At 67.6% G+C, this 18,723-nt stretch carries 14 protein-coding genes; 2 read left to right on the top strand and 12 right to left on the bottom strand.

Annotated elements, in window-relative coordinates:
* Positions 1–30: 30 nt before the first annotated feature.
* From JIAGA_RS31385 to JIAGA_RS31380, 5 genes are all read right to left on the bottom strand, one after another.
* On the bottom strand, positions 31–1,485 hold the full coding sequence (locus JIAGA_RS31385; RefSeq protein WP_211239765.1) for a glycoside hydrolase family 43 protein: 1,455 nt from the start codon (positions 1,483–1,485) through the stop codon (positions 31–33).
* Between the two features lie 77 nt (positions 1,486–1,562).
* Entirely contained in the window at positions 1,563–2,450 is an 888-nt protein-coding gene (locus tag JIAGA_RS0120865) for a carbohydrate ABC transporter permease (RefSeq protein WP_425402790.1), read from the bottom strand.
* 12 nt (positions 2,451–2,462) lie between these two features.
* Positions 2,463–3,404 (bottom strand): carbohydrate ABC transporter permease, encoded by a 942-nt coding sequence (locus tag JIAGA_RS0120860; protein WP_211239763.1) that lies wholly within the window; start codon positions 3,402–3,404, stop codon positions 2,463–2,465.
* Positions 3,401–4,681, bottom strand: coding sequence for an extracellular solute-binding protein (locus tag JIAGA_RS0120855; RefSeq protein ID WP_026877148.1), 1,281 nt, complete (start codon positions 4,679–4,681; stop codon positions 3,401–3,403). The genes JIAGA_RS0120860 and JIAGA_RS0120855 overlap by 4 nt, the downstream gene beginning before the upstream one ends.
* Before the next feature lie 140 nt (positions 4,682–4,821).
* The gene (locus JIAGA_RS31380; protein ID WP_211239762.1) at positions 4,822–5,895 is read right to left on the bottom strand and encodes a LacI family DNA-binding transcriptional regulator; all 1,074 of its coding nucleotides are present in this window, start codon (positions 5,893–5,895) and stop codon (positions 4,822–4,824) included.
* Positions 5,896–6,045: 150 nt separating this feature from the next.
* On the opposite strand from JIAGA_RS31380, the gene JIAGA_RS0120845 reads away from it, so the two are divergent.
* Positions 6,046–7,059 carry a substrate-binding domain-containing protein gene (locus tag JIAGA_RS0120845; RefSeq protein ID WP_026877147.1) on the top strand — a complete coding sequence of 338 codons (1,014 nt, stop codon included), beginning with the start codon at positions 6,046–6,048 and terminating at the stop codon, positions 7,057–7,059.
* Positions 7,060–7,133: 74 nt separating this feature from the next.
* Here JIAGA_RS0120845 and JIAGA_RS0120840 read toward each other — a convergent pair whose 3' ends face one another.
* The 7 genes from JIAGA_RS0120840 to JIAGA_RS36390 all read right to left on the bottom strand — a co-directional run bounded on the left by JIAGA_RS0120840 (position 7,134) and on the right by JIAGA_RS36390 (position 15,571).
* The gene (locus JIAGA_RS0120840) at positions 7,134–8,993 is read right to left on the bottom strand and encodes an alpha/beta hydrolase family protein (RefSeq protein ID WP_157553372.1); all 1,860 of its coding nucleotides are present in this window, start codon (positions 8,991–8,993) and stop codon (positions 7,134–7,136) included.
* Between the two features lie 159 nt (positions 8,994–9,152).
* Positions 9,153–10,097, bottom strand: coding sequence for a dihydrodipicolinate synthase family protein (locus tag JIAGA_RS31375; protein ID WP_051426341.1), 945 nt, complete (start codon positions 10,095–10,097; stop codon positions 9,153–9,155).
* Entirely contained in the window at positions 10,094–11,911 is a 1,818-nt protein-coding gene (locus JIAGA_RS31370; RefSeq protein WP_084469886.1) for an IlvD/Edd family dehydratase, read from the bottom strand. Before JIAGA_RS31370 ends, JIAGA_RS31375 begins: the two co-directional genes overlap by 4 nt.
* A 63-nt stretch (positions 11,912–11,974) precedes the next feature.
* The gene (locus JIAGA_RS0120820) at positions 11,975–12,799 is read right to left on the bottom strand and encodes a carbohydrate ABC transporter permease (RefSeq protein WP_026877145.1); all 825 of its coding nucleotides are present in this window, start codon (positions 12,797–12,799) and stop codon (positions 11,975–11,977) included.
* A 39-nt stretch (positions 12,800–12,838) separates the two neighbouring features.
* Complete coding sequence (locus tag JIAGA_RS31365; RefSeq protein WP_169738910.1) at positions 12,839–13,666, bottom strand: carbohydrate ABC transporter permease; 828 nt, start codon at positions 13,664–13,666, stop codon at positions 12,839–12,841.
* Between the two features lie 291 nt (positions 13,667–13,957).
* Complete coding sequence (locus tag JIAGA_RS0120805) at positions 13,958–15,178, bottom strand: ABC transporter substrate-binding protein (protein ID WP_084469881.1); 1,221 nt, start codon at positions 15,176–15,178, stop codon at positions 13,958–13,960.
* 327 nt (positions 15,179–15,505) lie between these two features.
* Positions 15,506–15,571: a twin-arginine translocation signal domain-containing protein gene (locus JIAGA_RS36390; RefSeq protein ID WP_084470405.1), complete on the bottom strand. Its 66-nt coding sequence runs from the start codon at positions 15,569–15,571 to the stop codon at positions 15,506–15,508.
* A gap of 760 nt (positions 15,572–16,331) precedes the next feature.
* Here JIAGA_RS36390 and JIAGA_RS0120800 point away from each other — a divergent pair.
* Positions 16,332–18,665, top strand: coding sequence for a glycosyl hydrolase 53 family protein (locus JIAGA_RS0120800; RefSeq protein ID WP_169738909.1), 2,334 nt, complete (start codon positions 16,332–16,334; stop codon positions 18,663–18,665).
* The last annotated feature ends 58 nt before the right edge of the window (positions 18,666–18,723 follow it).

The following is an 18,723-nucleotide window of genomic DNA, read 5'->3' as shown; positions in this document are numbered from 1 at the left end:
GGTCACTCCATGTCAGGTGGTCGAGGGGTATTACCCGGTGATCTGGGCCGTGCCGTCGAAGCCGTCGTAGCGGACGCCGACCAGCCGCGGCGCGCCCGCGACCGCACGTACGCCCACGACTCGGCCGGTGAAGCCGCCGGCCACCTCGGTGGACAGGTAGCGGCCGTCGACCCGGGCGAGCTCGTGCTCCCGCCCCTCCACGACCGCGGCGAGGCGGATGTCGTCGGGCCCCGACTGCGACGCGGGCACGGCTTCGATGGCCAGTGTCACCACGGACCGCGGCAACGGGGCGTCACCGCAACGGGCCTCGAGCGGGCCGATCCGCATCCACGCTTCGAGCCGGTTGCCGTCCGCGCGGACCTCGCACCAGTGCAGCTCGTCCAGCCGCAGCCGGACCGCGCCGGCGCCGTCGGTGACGTCGACGGTGCTCTCGAACCGCCACCGCTGATCCCGGACGCGCACGCCCATCATGCTGGTGACGCCGCTCGGCGCGACATCGGGCCGCACGACGACGCCGCCCGCCGCCGCGGGCTCGGTGAAGTCGGCGAGCGCACTGCCGGGCGAGATCCACCGCGGATGGCGCGCGTCGCCGGCGAAGTCGTCGCTGAACGTGTGGTCGCCCACCTCGGCCACGAAGGTCGTGGCGTCGATGACCGGCCAGCCGTCGGACCACCGCACGCCCGCGAGGAACGTCTCGCGCCCGTTCACGTGGAACATGGGGGTGACACCGCGCGGCCGCACGCCGAGGTAGACCATGGCCCACGCGCCGTCGGGCAGCTCTACCAGGTCGGCATGCCCGGTGTTCTGGACCGGGTGGCTGGTGCTGCGGTGGGAGAAGATCGGATTGTGCGGAGCGGGCACGAACGGTCCCTCCGGACTCTCCCCGCGAGCGACGCAGACACTGTGGCCACGCTCGGTCCCGCCCTCGGCGATGACCAGGTACCACCAGCCGTCCCGCTCGTACAGGTGCGGTGCCTCGGGGAAGGCCAGCCCGGTGCCGCTCCACAGCGATCGCGGCGGCTCGAGCGTCGCGCCGGTCGCGGGATCGATGCGCGCCTGGGCGATCCCCTCCAGTCCCGGCTGCGTCGAGCAGTACGTGACGTAGCAGGCGCCGTCGCGAGTCCAGACGATGTCCGGATCGATTCCCTGCAAGCCAGCGACGATCGTGGGCGTGCTCCAGGGACCGCTCGGGTCATCGGCGGACACCAGTAGCTGACCGCCTCCTCCCGACACATCGGTCGTGATCAGCCAGAACCGGCCGTCGTGATGTCGGAGCGTCGGGGCGTAGACGCCCTTGCTCGAGGCCGCGTGGCCGGGCGCGAACTGGTCGGGCCGGTCCAGGACGTTCCCGATCAGACGCCACCGCACCAGATCCGTGCTGTGCCAGATCGGCACCCCGGGGCTGTACTCGAACGACGAGTTCGCCAGGTAGTAGTCGTCGCCGACGCGGCAGATCGACGGGTCCGGGTGGAACCCTGGGATCACGGGCTGGACGCTCGCCGGAACCGGACGGCCCGGTTTCCCCTCGCTGTCCTCGGCGGTCAGACTGACATCGGCAGTCGTCACTTCACTCCCGTCAACGCGATTCCCTGGATGAAGTAGCGCTGGAGCGCCACGAACAGAAGGAGCACCGGGGTGATCACCAGAACCGAGCCGGCGAGCAGCACGCCGTAGTTCGTCGAGTTCTGCCCCACGGAGTACAGCGAGAGTGCGACGGGCAGCGTGTACATCTCCTCGGTCTGAGCCACGACGAGCGGCCAGAGGAAGTTGTTCCACGAGCCCAGGAACGTCAGGATCGCCAACGTCGCCAAGGCCGGCCCGCACAGCGGCAGGACGATCCTGGTGTAGATCCGGACCTCGCCGGCGCCGTCGATCCGCGCCGCCTCGATCAGGGCGTCCGGGATCTCGCCGATGAACTGCCGCATGAGGAACACCCCCAACGGGCCGGCCAGGAACGGCAGGATCAGCGCCGGGTACGTGCTCACCATCCCCAGCTTGCTCACCACCACGAACAGTGGGATGAACGTCACCACCCCGGGAACCATGAGCGTGAGCAGGACGAGGACGAAGAGCACCTTCTTGCCGGGGAAGTCCAGCTTGGCAAGCGCGTAGCCGACCATCGAGCAGAACAGCAACGTGCCCAGGACGGTGACGAGTGCGACGACCACGCTGTTGACGAAGAACGTCTGGATCTGCAGGCGCCCGAACCAGGCGTCGAAGTTCCCCCAGGTGAACGTCTCGGGCCACCATGTCGGCGGACGGCGCAGCAGTTCCTGTTCGGTCTTCACCGAGCCCAGGAACATCCACGCGAACGGGATCAGCGTGGCCACCACGGCGAGCGTGAGCACGACGTAGGTGACGGCGCGAGCGGTGGAGCGAGGGCGGCGGCGAGAAGGGCCTGGCGGGGTGCCCGGCGCGTTCACCGGCGCCACCGGCGCCGCGGTCGACAGTTGTGTCACGGCCTACCCCTTGCTACGGAAAGCTCGGAACTGCACGATGCTCAGCAGGGCGATCGCGACGAACAGGACGTAGCTCGCCGCCGACGCGGTGCCGTAGTTGCCGAAGCCGAACTGGTTGTAGGTGAAGTAGCTGACCGACAGCGTGGCGTCGAGTGGCCCTCCCCTGGTCATCACGAACGGCTCCTCGAAGAGCTGGAGGAACCCGACGGAGAGAAGGACGGCGCCCAGCAGCAGCGTCGGCCGCAGCATCGGCAGCGTCACCCGCCAGAACCGCTGCCACGCGTTCGCGCCGTCGACCTGAGCGGCTTCGAGGACGTCCTGCGGGATGGTCTGGAGCCCGGCCAGGAAGATGATCATCAGCGTGCCCATATTGCGCCACACGGCCATGAGGATCATGGCCGGCATCGCCCAGTTCGGGTCGCCCAGCCAATTCGGTCCGCTGATCCCCACCCAGCCGAGCACGGTGTTGAGCAGGCCGTCGGGCTGGAGGATGAACCGCCAGACGACCGCGACGGCCACGATGCTGGTCACGACCGGTGCGTAGAACCCGACGCGGAAGGCCGTGCGGAACCGGGTGATGCCGTTGTTCAGGGTCACCGCGAGCGCGAGCGCCGCGATCATCGTCAGCGGAATCCCGACCGCGACGAAGTACGCCGTGTTGAGCATCGACCGCACGAACTGCGGGTCCTGGAAGAGCGCGACGTACTGGTCGATGCCCACGAACGCGACGGCGAACGGGGTCTCGATGTCGCTGTTGCGGAAGTCGGTGAAGGACATCCCGAACGAGCTGAGCAGCGGGAAGACCATGAAAACGGCAAAGCTCAGCAGGAACGGCAGTGCGAACGCGTAGGCCATCACCGCCGTCCTGCGCCGCCGTCCGGCGGGGCCCAGGCCGCCGGGGCGACGACGCACCCCGGCGACCACGGAGGTCGGTGCGGTAGTCACTCGCCGGTTCCGAGGGAATCGGCCGCGGCCTGGAGTTCGGCCAGCGCCGTGGCCGGGTCCTTGCCGCCGCGGATGACCTGCTCGAGCTGCGTGTCGGCGGCCGCCGAGACCTCGGGCCACACCGTGAGCGCCGGCGCCGTCTTCACACTCTGCAACTGCTCGCCGAAGGCCGCCACCTTCGGGTCCTGCGTCACGGCGCCGTCCTCCCAAGCGGCCTGCTGAGCCGGCAGGTCGTTCACGGTCCGGAACCACTCGACCTGGACCTCGGGCTGGGACAGCCACTGGATGATCTTCCACGCCGCGTCGGCGTTCTCCGCATTGTCGAAGACGACCAGGTTCGCGCCCGCCGCGAACGAGGTCGACGTGCCACCCGGCGCCGCGGGGATCTGCGCCACCGCGAACTGGTCGGCGAACTCCGCCCCACCGGCGGTGATCAGGCCGGGCACGTCCCACGGCCCGCTCAGGAACATCGGCACCGAACCGTCGACGAACCGCGACGCGATCGAGCCGGTCTCGGAGTCCGGGTTCGGGTTGGCCAGTCCTTCGGCGAAGAAGCTGGCGACGAATTCCAGCGCGGCGGCCATCTCGGGGGTGTCGAACGTCCACTCGGACTGGTCGGCGTTCATCACCTCGCCGTTGTTCGACCACACGAACGGCAGAATGCTCAGGAAAGAGTTCCATCCGCCCGACGGCAGGGAGATGCCGTATTCGGCGCCGTTGGCCTGGTAGGCGCGGGCGAGCTCTCGCAGGCCCTCCCAGTCCGTCGGGAAGGTGTCGAAGCCGGCCGCCTGCATCAGATCCACGCGGTAGAAGATGAGCCGGGTCTCGACGTACCACGGCACGCCGTAGTGGGTGCCGCCGAGCTCGGTGGTCCCGACCGAGACCGGGAACATGCCGGAAGTGTCGATCTGCTCCGGCGTGGGCTGCAACGCCTCGCCGAACGTCGGCATCCAGTCCGTTCCGAGCATACCGATGTCCGGCGTCGTGCCGCCGGCCACCGCCGTCTGGTACTTGTTCTGCGCCGAGTCCCACGGAACCGCGGTCACCGTGATGTCGACGTCGGGGTTCTCCGCCTCGAACGGGGCCAGGAAGTCCTGCAGCGCCTCACCCTCGGTGCCCTGCGCCCAGATCGTCACCTCGCCGGTCGCCGGCCCGTCGGAGATCTCGGCGGCAACCGCGTCGTCGTCCCCGGCATCGCTCTCGCGACCGCAGGCACTGAGCAGCGCGGTGGTCACGAGTGCGGCCGCGGCGACCGTCATCCATCTGCGTCGGATCATCGTTGGTCCTTCCTTCGATACCGCGGGGCCGCTCGGCGGCGGCGCGGACAGGGCTGCGGTCGTGGAGGAAATCTAAGCGCTTAACATTCGTGGGTCAAGGCTCTACGCACGACATCGCGCCTGGCAAAGCGAATCGTGACCTAGGCCGACGCGCTGGTACCCACCGGGCAACCGCAGGTCCCGCCGACGACGAGCACCGACTCGAGTGGCTCGTGGACGTGAGCGTCCGGCACGCCGGCCAGCGTGTCCACGAGAATGCGCACGGCCAGCCGCCCGATCGCCTCCATCGGCTGGCGCACCGTCGTGAGCGCCGGCGACAACAGCTCACCGGCCACGATCCCATCGAAGCCGGTCACCGCGATATCGCCGGGAACCGTCAGTCCTTCGGCCCGCAGTGCGTCGATCGCCGCGAGCGCGCTCTGGTCGGTGTCGCAGACCAGCACGTCCGGCAGGTCGCCCCGCTCGAGGAAGCCGCGGACGGCAACAGCCGCGGTGTCGTCGTCGCCTGGGTGGCTGCGCGTGACCGGAGGGACCGGCAGACCGGCGGCGCGCAGCGCGACGGTGAAGCCGTCGAAGCGCTGCCGGAACTCGGGGGTGCCGAGCTCGCCGAGGTAACCGAACCGCCGGTGGCCGTGCACGGCGAGGAGGTGGCTGGTGAGGTCGGCCATCCCCTGCCGATTGTCGACGTAGATCGTGCGCACGCCGTCAGCGCGCACTTCTCCGCCCAACTCGACGACGGGAATGCGGCCGGAGACCTGTCTCAGTGCGGTCTCGCTGACCGCGCCGGCGAAGGCGATCAGCCCGTCGACCCGCCCCGCGACGTCGATGACCTGCGACAGATGCGGCGCCGTCCGCGTGCCGCCGATCATCAGGGCGTAGCCGCGCCGACGGCACTCGACCTGCACGCCGCGCTGCACCTCGTCGGCGTACAGCGGGAACAGCCGTGCCGTCGGCATGTCCGTCACCTGCTCGTCCGCCGCCTCGCTGTCGAGCAGGTAGTCGAACGCGTACAGGCCGATCGCCCCGGTCCGCCCCCGCGCGAGGCCGCGGGCGGACGCGCTGGGCACGTAGCCGAGTCGGTCGGCCGCCGCCATGACGGCGGCCAGTGTGTCGGACTTGACGCGGTCGGGCTTCGTGAACGCGAACGAGACGGTCGCGATCGACACACCGGCGAGCTCAGCGACGTCGTAGAGCGTGGCCTTGCGTGCCACCACGCGACCCTCCCACCCATGCACCCATCTCGGTCGCGTTCAGCGTAGTCCGGCCAGCGTGCTGCTCGCCCGGACCCCCGCGGGCGCCATGTCCAGGTGTGACGCGAGGTCACCGGCTCCACACCGGACGTACTCAGCGAATATCCTGGTCCTGTGACCAATGCTGGCAGGCCGCGCCGGCCGACAATCCGCGACGTGGCTGCCGCGTCTGGCGTGTCCAGGGGAACTGTGTCCCGAGTTCTCAACGGCGGTCATTGGGTCAGCCCTGACGCGTTGGCCGCCGTCCAGGAGGCCATCGAGCGCACCGGATACAAGGTCAATCACCACGCCCGAAGCCTGGCCACGCGCCGATCGAACTCGGTGGCGTTCCTTCTGGCGGAGAAGCAGCATCTGTTGTTCGACGACCCCAACATCGCCGTTCTCCTCCGGGGCGCTGCCGCGGCGCTTGGAGACAGGGACCTGTCGTTGATCTTGATGACGGCAGGGACCACGGCGGAACGCAAGCGCGCGACCGACTTCATCATGGCCGGCCACGTCGACGGCGTACTGCTCATCTCGAGTCACCTCGGCAGCCCACTGCTGCGCCCGCTTCTCGAGGCGCGGATACCGACCGTCAGCTGCGGCCGTCCGCTCGGGTTCGAGAACAAGCTCAGCTATGTCACCGCTGACGACCGCGGCGGCGCGCGGCAGCTGACGGCACACTTGCTGGGCACTGGACGGCGTCGCATCGCCACCATCACCGGCCCCCTCGACACCTCCGGTGGGCGGGAGCGCCTCGCCGGGTACCGCGATGCCCTCGGCGGAGCCTACGACGAGGACCTCGTGGTGCGCGGCGACTACAGCCGGTCCAGCGGCTACGCGGGCATGCAGGAGCTGCTGCGCCGGAACGACCGCGTCGATGCGGTCTTCGCCGCCAACGACCGGATGGCGGCAGGAGCCATGGCCGCCCTGCGGGACGCTGGACTGCAGGTGCCGTCCGACATCGCGGTCGGAGGCTTCGACGACACCGACCTGGCCGCAGCCGTCGAGCCGTCGCTCACCACTGTTCGGCTGCCGTTCGAGCGGATGAGCATTGAACTCGTGCGCCTCCTACTCGAGGTGATCGACGGCCAGCAGGGAGCGGCGACCATACTCCCGACGACGCTCGTCCAGCGTGAGTCTGCCTGACCACGGTTCACCATGACCTCTCCCGCTTCACCAGGCCGGCATCCTGGTGAAGCGGGAGAGGAGTCCGGGGTCGTTCAGGCCAGCGACCGGCGCAGCTCCGTCAGGGCGTCGGCCAGCGCATCGGCTCCCGCCCGGTCGGCCGCGCGAGCGGCGTTCCGAAGTTGGACGAGGCCAGCACTGTGCCGCGGTCCGTCGATGAACCGCTCGGCTCGGTCGATCGCCTCCTGGATCTCGGTGGCCCGATCTCCCGTGAGCAGACCGGCGCGAACGGCTCGGTCGTAGTGCCACCGCACCCTGTCGAAGCTCGGGACGAAGAGCAGTTCTCCGGTTGCGGTGTCGCGCCGGTAGTCGTCGAAGAAGTCCCAGATGTCGGGCGCTGACAACGGGTAGTTCACGTGCGCGAGGTCGTCGACCGCTGCCAGTTTGATGACGACACCGCGGTCGTTGGAGAGGGTGCCGACATGCGCGTCCTTCGCGCCGATCTCGTCCCATCGCTGATCGTCCAGCGCGATGCCGTAGAAGGGATTGATCGAGAGATCGGGCGCTTGTGGCACGTCCACCCCGTTCAGCGCCCCGTAGGCGCGCACCGCCGTGTAGACGCTGCGTGGGTTGGCGGAAACCGGCACCTGGCCGATGGTGTCGTTCACGCCCTGGAGCATGTAGAAGGGCACCTCGTGCTTGGGCGCCGCGATCGCGGCGGCCTGAGCGATCTGTGCGTCGCCGCCTCCGAAGGGGGCTCCCAGGCCCGCCACGGCGGCGAAGAGATCGCGCTTCGCGGGCGGCCATGACTGTGCCTGGCTGGCACCGAGCGAGAAGCCGAATGCGTAGACGCGCCCGGTGTCGATCTGCGGGTATTTCGCCGCGAGATGCTCGACGAGCCGCTCGGTCGAGTCCGCATCGAAGTCCCGGAAGCCGAATCGGGTGCCCTGGTTCTCAGCGGAGACCATGATCGCGCCGACCTCAGCGACCTGTTCGATCCAGCCTCCTCGCTCGGCGATGTGCTGAGGCATGTCGGTCGTACCGTGCAGGAGCACAATCAGCGGCAAGGTGCCCGCAGGTGCTTCGGCCGCCGAATCGGGAATGTACTCCTGCCACATGTACTCGCCACTCGACCCCAGCGAGTCGGTCACCGGCGTCTGCCGGACACCCAGATCGTCGAGTCGATAGGAGAACAACGTGAATCCTTCGCGCGTGACGAAGGGATCGACCCGCCCCGGATTGTTGGCATCGAGGTAGATGCGGTAGTTATGGCTCAGGAGATGGTCCCATGCGGCCGAGAACGCCTCCGCCAGGCTCTGGCCGTCGTCCGGTGAAGCCACGACCCGGACCAAGGGATCGTCTGGATTCTCATAGACGGTGACCCCGTCCTGAGTGCTCACCGGGGCAGCTTGGTTCGCCGACACATATCGTTCCGCCGCGGCGGCGTTCCCGTGGATATACGCCGGGATCGGCGCATGCGGCGTCACCGTCGAACTCATGGCCCCGCCGTAAGTGAAAATGCCGGCGACCGACCACGAGTTCTGTGAGATGACGTTGTTGACGAAGGTGGCGCCTTCGCCGATACCGATCACCTTCATGTTGGTGTGCTGCCAGGTGGCCTGCCGCGGGAGCTCGCTGAGCAGCGAGAAGTAGGACTCGAGATCCGCCTCGGCGTCGTAGCTGACGCCGTTCGTCGGGTTGATGACCCACGCACGCGTTGCGTATTCGGTCAGATGCGGCGCGAGCCCGAGCTCATCGATGACCTCAGCCGCTCCCGCCGCGTCGACGGCCTTGTCGGGATAGACCAGATAGCGTGGCGCGATGGTGGGCTCACGCTTCGTGAAATCGTAGGCCGCTCGTTCGTCGAAGAGCCAGACCTCGGTTCCGACCCCGGGAACAGCGACTGGCTCCAGCTCTGTCGGCGCAGCGGCCTGTGCACCCACAGCAGTGGACACCAAGGCACTTGCCACGACCGACACAGCCAGCAGCGCAGCTGTCCGTCTCATCGCAGACCTCTCACTCATAAGGCTCTCCTGCCTTCTCGTGGAGCCGATCAACCTGACATCCGGACTGCGCACCATCCAGCACGACTGCATGATGCGCAGCCTTGTGACCTAAACGTCGATCACATGCTTGGCGGCTTGGTTGCCCGAGCGGGTGATGTTCTCCTCGGCGACACGCAGGTGGCGGGCCAACAGATCCGTCGCCTGTCGATCCAGCGAAGGCGAGCCGGGTTCCCGAACGAATGTGCTCGTGAGAACACCGCGCATTCTGAGCACTTCCTTGCAGAATGCCGCGCCGCCGTACTGGTCCTCCATCTCGACGAGTGGGAGTAACAGCCGATAGGCATGATCCGCCCGATCGTGGTCGCCGCCGTCGAGCGCATCCCACAATGCGACGTGTAGATCCGTGAACTCGCAGCCAGGCATCGTGCCGCAGATGCCACGCTGGAATTCGTCGAGCGCGTACCTCGCGCCCTTTCCTCCCATGATTCCGCGCACGTTCGTGCCGGCCTGCGCCAGAACCGCCGAGATCTTCTGGCTGGAGAAACCCGACTCCTCCTTGATCCAGGACACCGCTTCGATGCGGTCTGCCAGTTCGAGCAGCTGAGCCGGCGACAACGGCGTACCCGACGGGTTGTCGGCATTCTGCACGAACACGGGAAGCCCGTCGCTCGCGTTCGCGATCGCCTCGTAGTAGCTGACGGTTTCGGTCCATGACGCACGCTTCACGTACGGCGGTACCGCGATGACCGCGTCCGCTCCCACCTCAGCCGCGTGCCCGGCACGCTCCGCCGCCCCATGAATCGACGGCGCCGATACGCCGGCGACAACGGGGATGCGTCCCGCAGTGGCCGTGACCACGGTCTCCACGACGGCCCGTCGTTCGTCGTCGTTCAGCGTGAAGAACTCGCTCACGACGACGGGAGTCACGAGTCCGTGTGCACCGGCGCCGATGGAGAAGTCGACGACACGCTCCAGGGCGGCGAGGTCGAGGTGTCCGGTCTCGGTGAACGGGGTGACCAGGACCGAGTACACCCCGCGGAACTCCGGCGTCATGCAGTGGCCTCCGATCCCGTGGACCGACGCCCGGCGAGGTCGGCGTCGGTGCGCAGCAGTTCGTCCTCGTCCGGCGTGGCGTACGGATCCCCGCCGTGCGGCTCGTCGCCGCTGCCGCCGACGAGGAAGTCGAGGTCCGCACCGCGATCGGCCTGCAGCACGTGGTCCTCGTAGAGCCGGGCCCAGCCGCGCTCGAAGCGCCGGGGCCGCGGCGCGGCCGCCTGGCGCCGTCGCTGCAGTTCGGCGTCGTCGACCTCCAGCGAGAGGGTCCGAGCTGGCACGTCGAGCACGATGACGTCACCGGTCTCGACGAGGGCGAGCTGACCCCCGGCGGCAGCCTCGGGCGCCACATGGAGGATGACGGTGCCGTACGCCGTGCCGCTCATGCGCGCGTCAGAGATGCGGACCATGTCGTCCACGCCCCGCTCCAGCAGCTTGCGCGGGATCGGGAGATTGGCGACCTCGGGCATGCCGGGGTATCCCTTCGGTCCGCAGTTGCGCACCACGAGGACCGTGTTCTCGTCGACGTCCAGGTCCGGATCGTGGATCCGCGCCTCGCACTCCTGAATGGAGTCGAAGACGAGCGCGGGTCCGCGGTGGCGCATGAGCCCGGGGCTCGCGGCGGCCTGTTTGATGACGGCGCCGTCAGGCGCGAGGTTGCCACGTAACACGGCGGTCCCCGCGCCGACGCCCAGAGCCCGATCGATCGGCCGGATCACGTCGTCGTCGAAGCACTCGGCCGCAGCCACGTTCTCCGCGACCGTCGTGCCGGTCACGGTCAGCGCCTTGGTGTCGAGGTGGTCCCCGAGCCGCCGCATCAGTGCGGGCAGGCCGCCGGCGTGGTGGAAGTCCTCCATGTAGTGCTGCCCGGCCGGGCGGAGGTTGGCCAGCCACGGTACGTCGCGCATCCACCGGTCGAAGTCGTCCAGTTCCAGCGGCACACCGATGCGGCCGGCGATGGCGAGCAGATGGAGCACCGCGTTCGTCGACCCGCTGAGCGCGGCGTTCACCTTCACCGCGTTCTCGAAGGCGCCGCGGGTGAGGATCCGCGACATCCTCAGATCCTCGTGGACCATCTCGACGATGCGCCGGCCTGCCCGGTGCGCCGCCTGCTTCCGGGCGGCCTCGGGCGCCGGGATCGACGATGTGCCGGGGAGTTGCATGCCCAGCGCCTCGGCGACGCTCGCCATGGTCGATGCCGTCCCCATCACCATGCAATGGCCGGCGCTGCGCGCGTAGCATCCCTCGGCGGCGAAGAACTCCTCCGGCGCCAACCGGCCCGCCCGCACCTCGTCGGCGAGCTTGCGGGCGTCAGTTCCCGTGCCGAGCGTCCGCCCGCGAAACCGGCTGGTCAGCATCGGCCCGCCGGTGAGCACCAAGGACGGGAGATCCACGCTGGCGGCGCCCATGAGCTGCGCCGGCGTCGTCTTGTCGCATCCTCCCAGCAGCACCACCCCGTCGACCGGGTTGGCACGCAGCGTCTCCTCCACGTCCATGCTCATGAGGTTGCGGAACAGCATGGTGGTCGGAAGCATGTTCGCCTCGCCGAGGCTGATCGTGGGGAACACGACGGGCACGCCACCGGCTTCCCAGACCCCCCGCTTGACGGCCTCGGCGACGTCGCCGAGGTGGGCGTTGCACGGGTTGAGGTCCGACTGGCTGTTGGCGATGCCGATCAGTGGCTTCCCCGACCGCAACAGGCCGTCGGGGAACCCGAGAGCCTGCATGTGCCCGTTGCGGACCAACGCCTGCTGGTTGTAGCCGCCGTAGTACCGGTTGCTGCGCAGGCGGCGGGACGTCCCTACTGGTGCCACGTGGTCAGAGCTCCTTGTCGCTGTGATGGGGCGAGAAACGGCAGGGGCGGCGACGGCGGGCGCTCACTTGACGGAGCCGCTCGTCAGTCCGCTGATGAGCAGCGGCTCGAGCAGGATGAACAAGATCACCATGGGAGCGATCGACAGCAGGCCCGCGGCCATGAGAGCTCCCCAGTCGGCGGTGTACTCCCCGACGAAGCTCACCAGTCCTACGGTCACGGTGGTGCCGGCGTCACCCTGGATGAGGGTTCGAGCAAAGGTGAAGTCACCCCAGGCCAGAATGCCGGAGAAGATCGCGACCGCGCCGATGCCCGGCCTGGCCAGCGGGAGGACGATCGTCAGGAAGGACCGCAACCTCGAGCACCCGTCGACCATCGCCGCCTCTTCCAGCTCGACCGGGATCGAGTCGAAGAAGGACTTCATCAGCCACGCCGCGAAGGGGACGATGACGACGGTGTTCGCGATGATCAGGCTGCGCAGCGTGTTGTTGAGCTCCACCTGACTGAACATCATGAACAAGGGAATGACCAGGAGCGTCGTCGGGATCAGCCGGACCGCGAACAGGCTGTATCCGACGACCAGCCCGATCTTCGAGGCCAGACGGGAGAGGCTGTAGCCCGCCATCGTCGCCAGCACGACCGCGCACACCACGGTTCCGGCGGTCACGATGGCCGAGTTGGTCATCCAGCGTCCGACCGGCCGGAGTTCGAACACGCGCCGGAACGACTCGAAGCTGATCGAACCGAGGTCGGGAATCAGCGGCGGCGACGGTGACAGCAACTCGCGGGTGGGCAGCACCGCCGTCAGCGCCATCCAGTAGACGGGGAAGAGCAGCACGACGATGATCGCCACGATCAGTCCGTAGCGAAGGACCGTACTCCGACTCATAACGTGCATCACCTCGAAGCCACGCACGGTGGCGGTTCATTAGAAAAAGCGCCGGCGGACGACGGGGAACAGTGCCAGCAGCACAAGGCCGGCCATCACCATCGTCACCACGCCGAGCGCGGACGCGTGTGGGAGATCGAAGAACCGGAACGCCTGGTTGTAGATGGCCACAGCCAATGTCTGCGTCGCACCGTCGGGACCGCCGCGCGTGATCGCGTACACGAAGTCGAACGTGGTGAAGGTCCACAGCCCGGTGACGATCATCGCCAGCACGGCCGTGTTCTGCACCGCGGGCCACGTGACGTGACGGAACTGCAGCACTGGGCCGGCACCGTCGACCTTCGCCGCTTCGTACAGTTCGTCGGGCACGGACTGCAGCGATGCGAGGAGCATGAGAGTGCACAACGGGTACGCGCTCCACACCGTCGGCATCAGCACGCCGATCAACGCGGTCTGTGGGTCGAAGAACCAGGCGATGTTCTCGTCGATGACGCCGACGAGACGCAGCAGGTAGTTGACCACGCCGTAGGTGCCGTCGAGCATCCAGACGAATGCCACGGTAGCGATCGATCCCGGGATCGGCCACGGAATGAGAATCAGTGTTCGAAGCCACCGTCTGCCGGGCAGCCGCCGGCGGATCAGCAGCGCGGTGGTGAGCCCGATGATGATGGCTCCGGCCACTGCGGCCAGCGTGTACGTTGCCGAGATCCGCAGCGAGTGCCAGGTATCCGGGTCGGACAGCACCGCGTCGTAGTTGCCCAGAGTCAGCGGCAGGTCCCCGACCTCGCTCATGATCATCGTCTTACCGTCGCGCAGGCTCAGATTCACGATCATGTAGATGGGGAACGCGATGAACACAAGAGACATCGCAAGCGACGGCGCGAGCAAGACATACGAGAGCAGGTTGTTGCGCGTCGAGAGCGACGGGCGCCACGGCGACCGCCTCGGTCTGCCGGTTGGGGTGCCGGCGCTTCGGCGGTCATCGGTAGCTACCGTCATATGACATCTCCTCCTGTCGGCCGGTCGGGCACGGCCTGGTGGGCTGAACCGGCGCGCCGCCCACCAGGCCCGTTGCCTACGGTTCGGTGACGGACGACAGTTCCGACTCGAGGTCGGTCAGCACGTCCACGGTCTCGGCGTCGGTCGTCAGCAGGCGCATCATCGCGTCGATGATCCGCGTCTCGGCTCGCCGAAGTTGGCGCGGAAGTTGGCGCTGTCGGGGAACTCCGGCTGGGCGCTCTCGATGGTCTGCGCGACCACCTCCAGCTCGGGACGTTCCTGGATGCGCTCCGGCGGGATCGAACCGGTGCGACCCGGGGCGGCATCGATGGCTCCGGCCCACATGCCCTGGAACTCCGGTTCGGCGGCGACCTGGATGAAGTCCCACACGAGATCCTTGCGTTCCTCGCTGATCCCGGCCGGTATCGACAAGGATGTGCCGACGAGCGCCAACGAGTTCTCGAACGGCGGCGGTGCGGCCTGCAACTGCGGTCGCACATCGGCCGGCGACACCTCGTCGAGGGTCGAGATGACCCAGTTGCCGTCCTGCGACATGGCGATCCGCCCGTCCGCGAGCAGCTGCCGGTAGCCGCCACCGTCAAGACCAGGTGGTGCCTGACGTGCCAGTTCGCGGTAGAGCTCCACTGCTTCGACGGTTTCGGGCGCCGTGACGCTCCATTCGCCGTCGGTGATCCACTGGCTGCCCATACCGACGATGAAGGCCGTCACTTCGCCGAAGAGGTTGGAGTGTGTGGTTGTCGTGGCGCCCCAGGGAGACACTCCCTCTTCGACGCTTCCGGCCAACGCCTTCACAGCGTCGGCCAGTTCGGAGGGCGAGGTCGGTGGTGCGTCGACGCCGGCTGCGGCGAGGTAGTCCTCGTTGAAGTACAGCAGCCGGGTCAAAGCGTGCATCGTGAGAGCCAGGTGCTGGTCGTCCACCACGCGTTCTTGCTGGAAGTCCTCCCACTCGTCCAGCAGGCCGCTGTCTTCGAGCCGGTCGTTCAGCGGTTCCAGCTGGCCGGTTTCGGCGAAGGCATAGAAGTGGTTGCCCGAGGCGATGATGTCCGGCGGGTCACCGGCGGACAACTGAGTGACGATCTGGTTCTGGAAGTCCTCGTTGCTGACTGGATACATGTTGACGGTGACGCCTTCATGGCGACTCTCGAACTCCTCCACGATGGCGCGCAGCGCGTCGCCGTGACCCGGCTCATTCGCCTGCCACGTCGGGAAGTCGAGCACGATCGGACCATCCTCACCAGCGTCCTCCGCCGTACCTCCGCCGCAAGCGGCGAGAAGCACGGCGGCGCCTGCCAGGGCCGTCGCGCGCTGCATGCGGCCCATGCGAGGGATGAGGCGGCCTGCCGACGATCGGTCGTTCATCGGAGCACCTTCCTGTGATCTACATGTCGTCGACGACGCACAACCGGCGTCGCCGTCGTACGGAGTTGTCCACCCGAGGCCGGCGGACAGACGGGTTCAAGCACGCATCAACCAGAACGGTCGACACCTTCTCGCGCAGGATGTGACGGCTCGTGATCGCCTGCTGTCGCCAAGGTCCGTTCATTGCTGAAGAACCCGACCACGGCAGCGATCTCGCCGGCGGTGGGAGGCAGCTGTTCTCCGATCACACTCGGCTTCGCACGAAATGCGGCGCGTTTTCGAAGCCTTGAGTGATCAGCATTCATGGCGCCACGAACGTACCGAGGATCATGTCGCTGCAGCGGCCGCGTTCCCGGACGCTTTGATGAAATCGCGTCGACTCTGGAACACCATCCAACAACCTCCTTTGGTTGTCTTTCACGTCGCGAAGCCAACTCTGGGGGTACGCCATGAGACGCCGCTGCGGCACCGCCTCAGCACTGTGACCGGTCCCAGTCTGGATGCTGGCCCATCCGGCGTCAAGCGCGAATGCACCGGATCTCCTGGCCCGGGCGAGGCTTGCGGCCGGTCGAGCCTGATGAGCCGTCGAAGGCTGCCAGCGACGCCTTGTCGGACCGTGCCGAAGGCGACCGGATGCAGATCGGCCCGGCCCGCGCCGGCTGCGAAGCACTCGCCACGGGCGCCTGTCCGCCACCGGAGGCCGCAGAGCACGCCACCTCACCAGGCCGAAAGCAGCCGGACCGCACTCACGGTCACCTTCGCGGAATGACTCGACCATGCCATCGCCATGACGGCAGACCACCCAAGCCGTTCGCCGGACAGTCACCTCGCGGGCCTGGACCCGAGTCTTGACACGCAATTTCCCCGTGAGCCAGACTGCCCTGCACATGGCGCAGTGTGACTGCACAATACGCAGCCTCGGCCCCTACCTGACTGCGGCACGGGTAGCAGCGGCCTGAGGTTGGAGCGGGCCTGCAACGGTCGACAAGGGCTCTGTCCGAAGGACACATAGCCCGGTCATCCATTCAAACTCCATGAGATCAATGGAGACTCGCATAGGGAGTGTCCAATGGCGACGTACCGCCCTATCCGCACCATTGTGAGCATCGCCGCAGCGATTACCCTGGCGTTCAGCGGTACGCTATTCGGCGCTGTGAATCCGGCGACAGCGCTGTTTGGTGACGTCCAGATCGAACCGATCGAGAGCGATATCGCGGAGAGGTTCTGGGCGTCCGTTGAGGCCAGCAGCGGCGCCGACTCGGCCGGGCTGGCGATCGACCAGGACACCCAGACGGCGTGGGCCGCCGAGGGCTCCGGCGATCAGTGGCTGACACTCGATCTCGGGGGCCATTACGACAACATCCGCAAGGTCGAAGTCGTCTTCCCGGACGCCGGCGCCGTGTACCAATACGTGGTCGAGGCGTCGGACCATCGCGAGCACTGGACAGTGATCGCCGACCGGTCGAACAATGCCGAGGCGGGCCGGGGTTCGATCGTGCTGTTCACGCAGCCGGGCGCCCGCTACCTCCGAGTCACGATCACCGGATCGTCGCCAGGCGCGACCATCGGCGTGAGCGAGATCAGTGCCTTCAACTACCTGCGCGACGATGTCGTGCTGGGTGCTGACCTGTCGTACATCGACGACTTCCAGAATCGCGCGTACTGGGTTCACCCGCTGGACGAGGATCGCGGCGCCGGGCCGTTCCTGCTCGACGTCCTCCAGGATCGGGGCATGGACTTCGTCCGCTTGCGGGTCTTCAACGAGCCCCGCAGCGAGTCCTCCGGCAACCTCGTCCATCCCCCGCGCCAGGGCCCGGAGCGATCGCTCCAGTCGGCGAAGTGGATCAAGGAGCGGGGACTCGAGCTGGGCATCGACTTCCACTATGCCGACTCATGGGCCGACCCGGGCAAGCAGCCCAAGCCGCGGGCCTGGGCCGAGCTACCGTTCGACGAACTGGTGGAGGCGGTCTACGACTACACCTACGACTACATCCGCCAGCTCATCGACCAGGGCACGACACCGGACAAGGTGGCGATCGGCAACGAGGTCAACAACGGCTTCATGTGGGGTAGCGAAGCCACCGGCATGACCACCGGCCCGGTCATCGGGAGGGCGAACCCTGCCTACTTCCGTAACAATCCAGGGATCTACCAGTCACAGCTCGGCGGAGGTCTGCTGTGGCCGTACATGAACTCGGACGACCCGGTGGAACAGCAGCTCTACTCGGAGGCCTTCGACCGTTTCGCCGAGTTGCAGGCCGCCGGTATCCGTGCCGTCCGGGACGCCTCGCCGGAGACGCGAGTCGAGATCCACTCGCTGACCGGCGGCGGCATCGGCCCGGTCGTCGGCCCGGGCGTGGGCAACCAGGAGATCAGCGGTATCGAGAAGGCGATGGAGATGTGGAGCCAGACTCTCTCCCGCCTGGAGGACCAGCACGGCGTGTTCCCCGACGTCATCGGGCAGTCGTACTACCCCGAGCACCACGGGACGATGGAGCAGCTCGTGTTCAACCTGCACACGATTGCCTCGGCATACCCGCAGGTCGATCTCGTCGTGGCAGAGACGTCCTATCCGGCCTCCGGCGGTGGCGGTGCGCCGATGCCGAACGCGATCTACCCGCGGACGATCCAGGGCCAGGCCGATGCCATCCAGCGGGTCTTCCAGGCCAACAACGACATCATCAACAACCAGGGCAAGGGCGTTCTCACCTGGGAGCCGGCGAGCTGGCAGTCGATGTTCCGGTCGGTTCCCGGCATGCCGAACACCTTCGAACCGCACAGCTCGATCGACATCTACAACAAGAGCCGCGCCACACACGTCGTGGAGGACCGCCTCTACCGGACGGTGCTCGTCGGCGACCAGCCGGTGCTGCCCGAAACGGTGCAGGTGCTGACCACCGCCGACGGGTCGGTGGCTTCGGTCCCGGTCGACTGGGACGAGGTCGCTGGCGACGCTACAGACACGGCTGGCCAGGTCACTATCACAGGCTCGACCGAGTTCGGCGACGTCATCGCGCTCGTGGAGGTGATCGAGGACTACGTGGCACCGACGTGCGACGAGACGGTGTCCGGGCGGCACCTGGGCCCGCTGACCATCGACTCGGGCGTCACCTGCATCGAGCAGGCGGCGATCACCGGGCCGGTCACGGTCCGTCCGGGTGCGTCGGTCGTCGTGTCCGAGGGACAGATCACGGGTCCGGTGACGTCGCAGGGTGACGGCGTCGTAGTGGTCTGCGGCACTCGAGTGACCGGCCCGCTGACCGTCGAGGGCGCGTCGTCGACAACCCTGGGCAACCCCGCGGTCGGCTGTGAGCCGAACACCGTGCTGGGGCCGGTCTCGGTGACAGGAGCGTCGGGGTGGAACGTGATCGCGGGCAACCGGATCACCGGCCCGCTGACGTGTTCGGGCAATGACCCGGCACCGGTGAACAACGGTTCGGCCAACAACACGACTGGCCCGAAGAGGGGGCAGTGCGCCGGGCTCTAGGCATGTCTCCCAAGACTCGGCCGTAGCGCAGTAGGCCACGGACTTGGAAGACACGCCT

Origin of the sequence: Jiangella gansuensis DSM 44835 (assembly GCF_000515395.1) — a bacterium.
In the GTDB taxonomy this organism is placed as follows: domain Bacteria; phylum Actinomycetota; class Actinomycetes; order Jiangellales; family Jiangellaceae; genus Jiangella; species Jiangella gansuensis.
This window is presented reverse-complemented; position numbering and strand designations above follow the sequence as displayed.

What these genes read in the sequence shown, in the direction of transcription:
- JIAGA_RS0120855 (WP_026877148.1), bottom strand. Translation starts at nt 4,681, where the DNA reads ATGATCCGACGCAGATGGATGACGGTCGCCGCGGCCGCACTCGTGACC.
- JIAGA_RS31375 (WP_051426341.1), bottom strand. Translation starts at nt 10,097, where the DNA reads ATGACGCCGGAGTTCCGCGGGGTGTACTCGGTCCTGGTCACCCCGTTC.
- JIAGA_RS0120820 (WP_026877145.1), bottom strand. Translation starts at nt 12,799, where the DNA reads ATGAGTCGGAGTACGGTCCTTCGCTACGGACTGATCGTGGCGATCATC.
- JIAGA_RS31365 (WP_169738910.1), bottom strand. Translation starts at nt 13,666, where the DNA reads ATGTCTCTTGTGTTCATCGCGTTCCCCATCTACATGATCGTGAATCTG.
- JIAGA_RS0120805 (WP_084469881.1), bottom strand. Translation starts at nt 15,178, where the DNA reads ATGAACGACCGATCGTCGGCAGGCCGCCTCATCCCTCGCATGGGCCGC.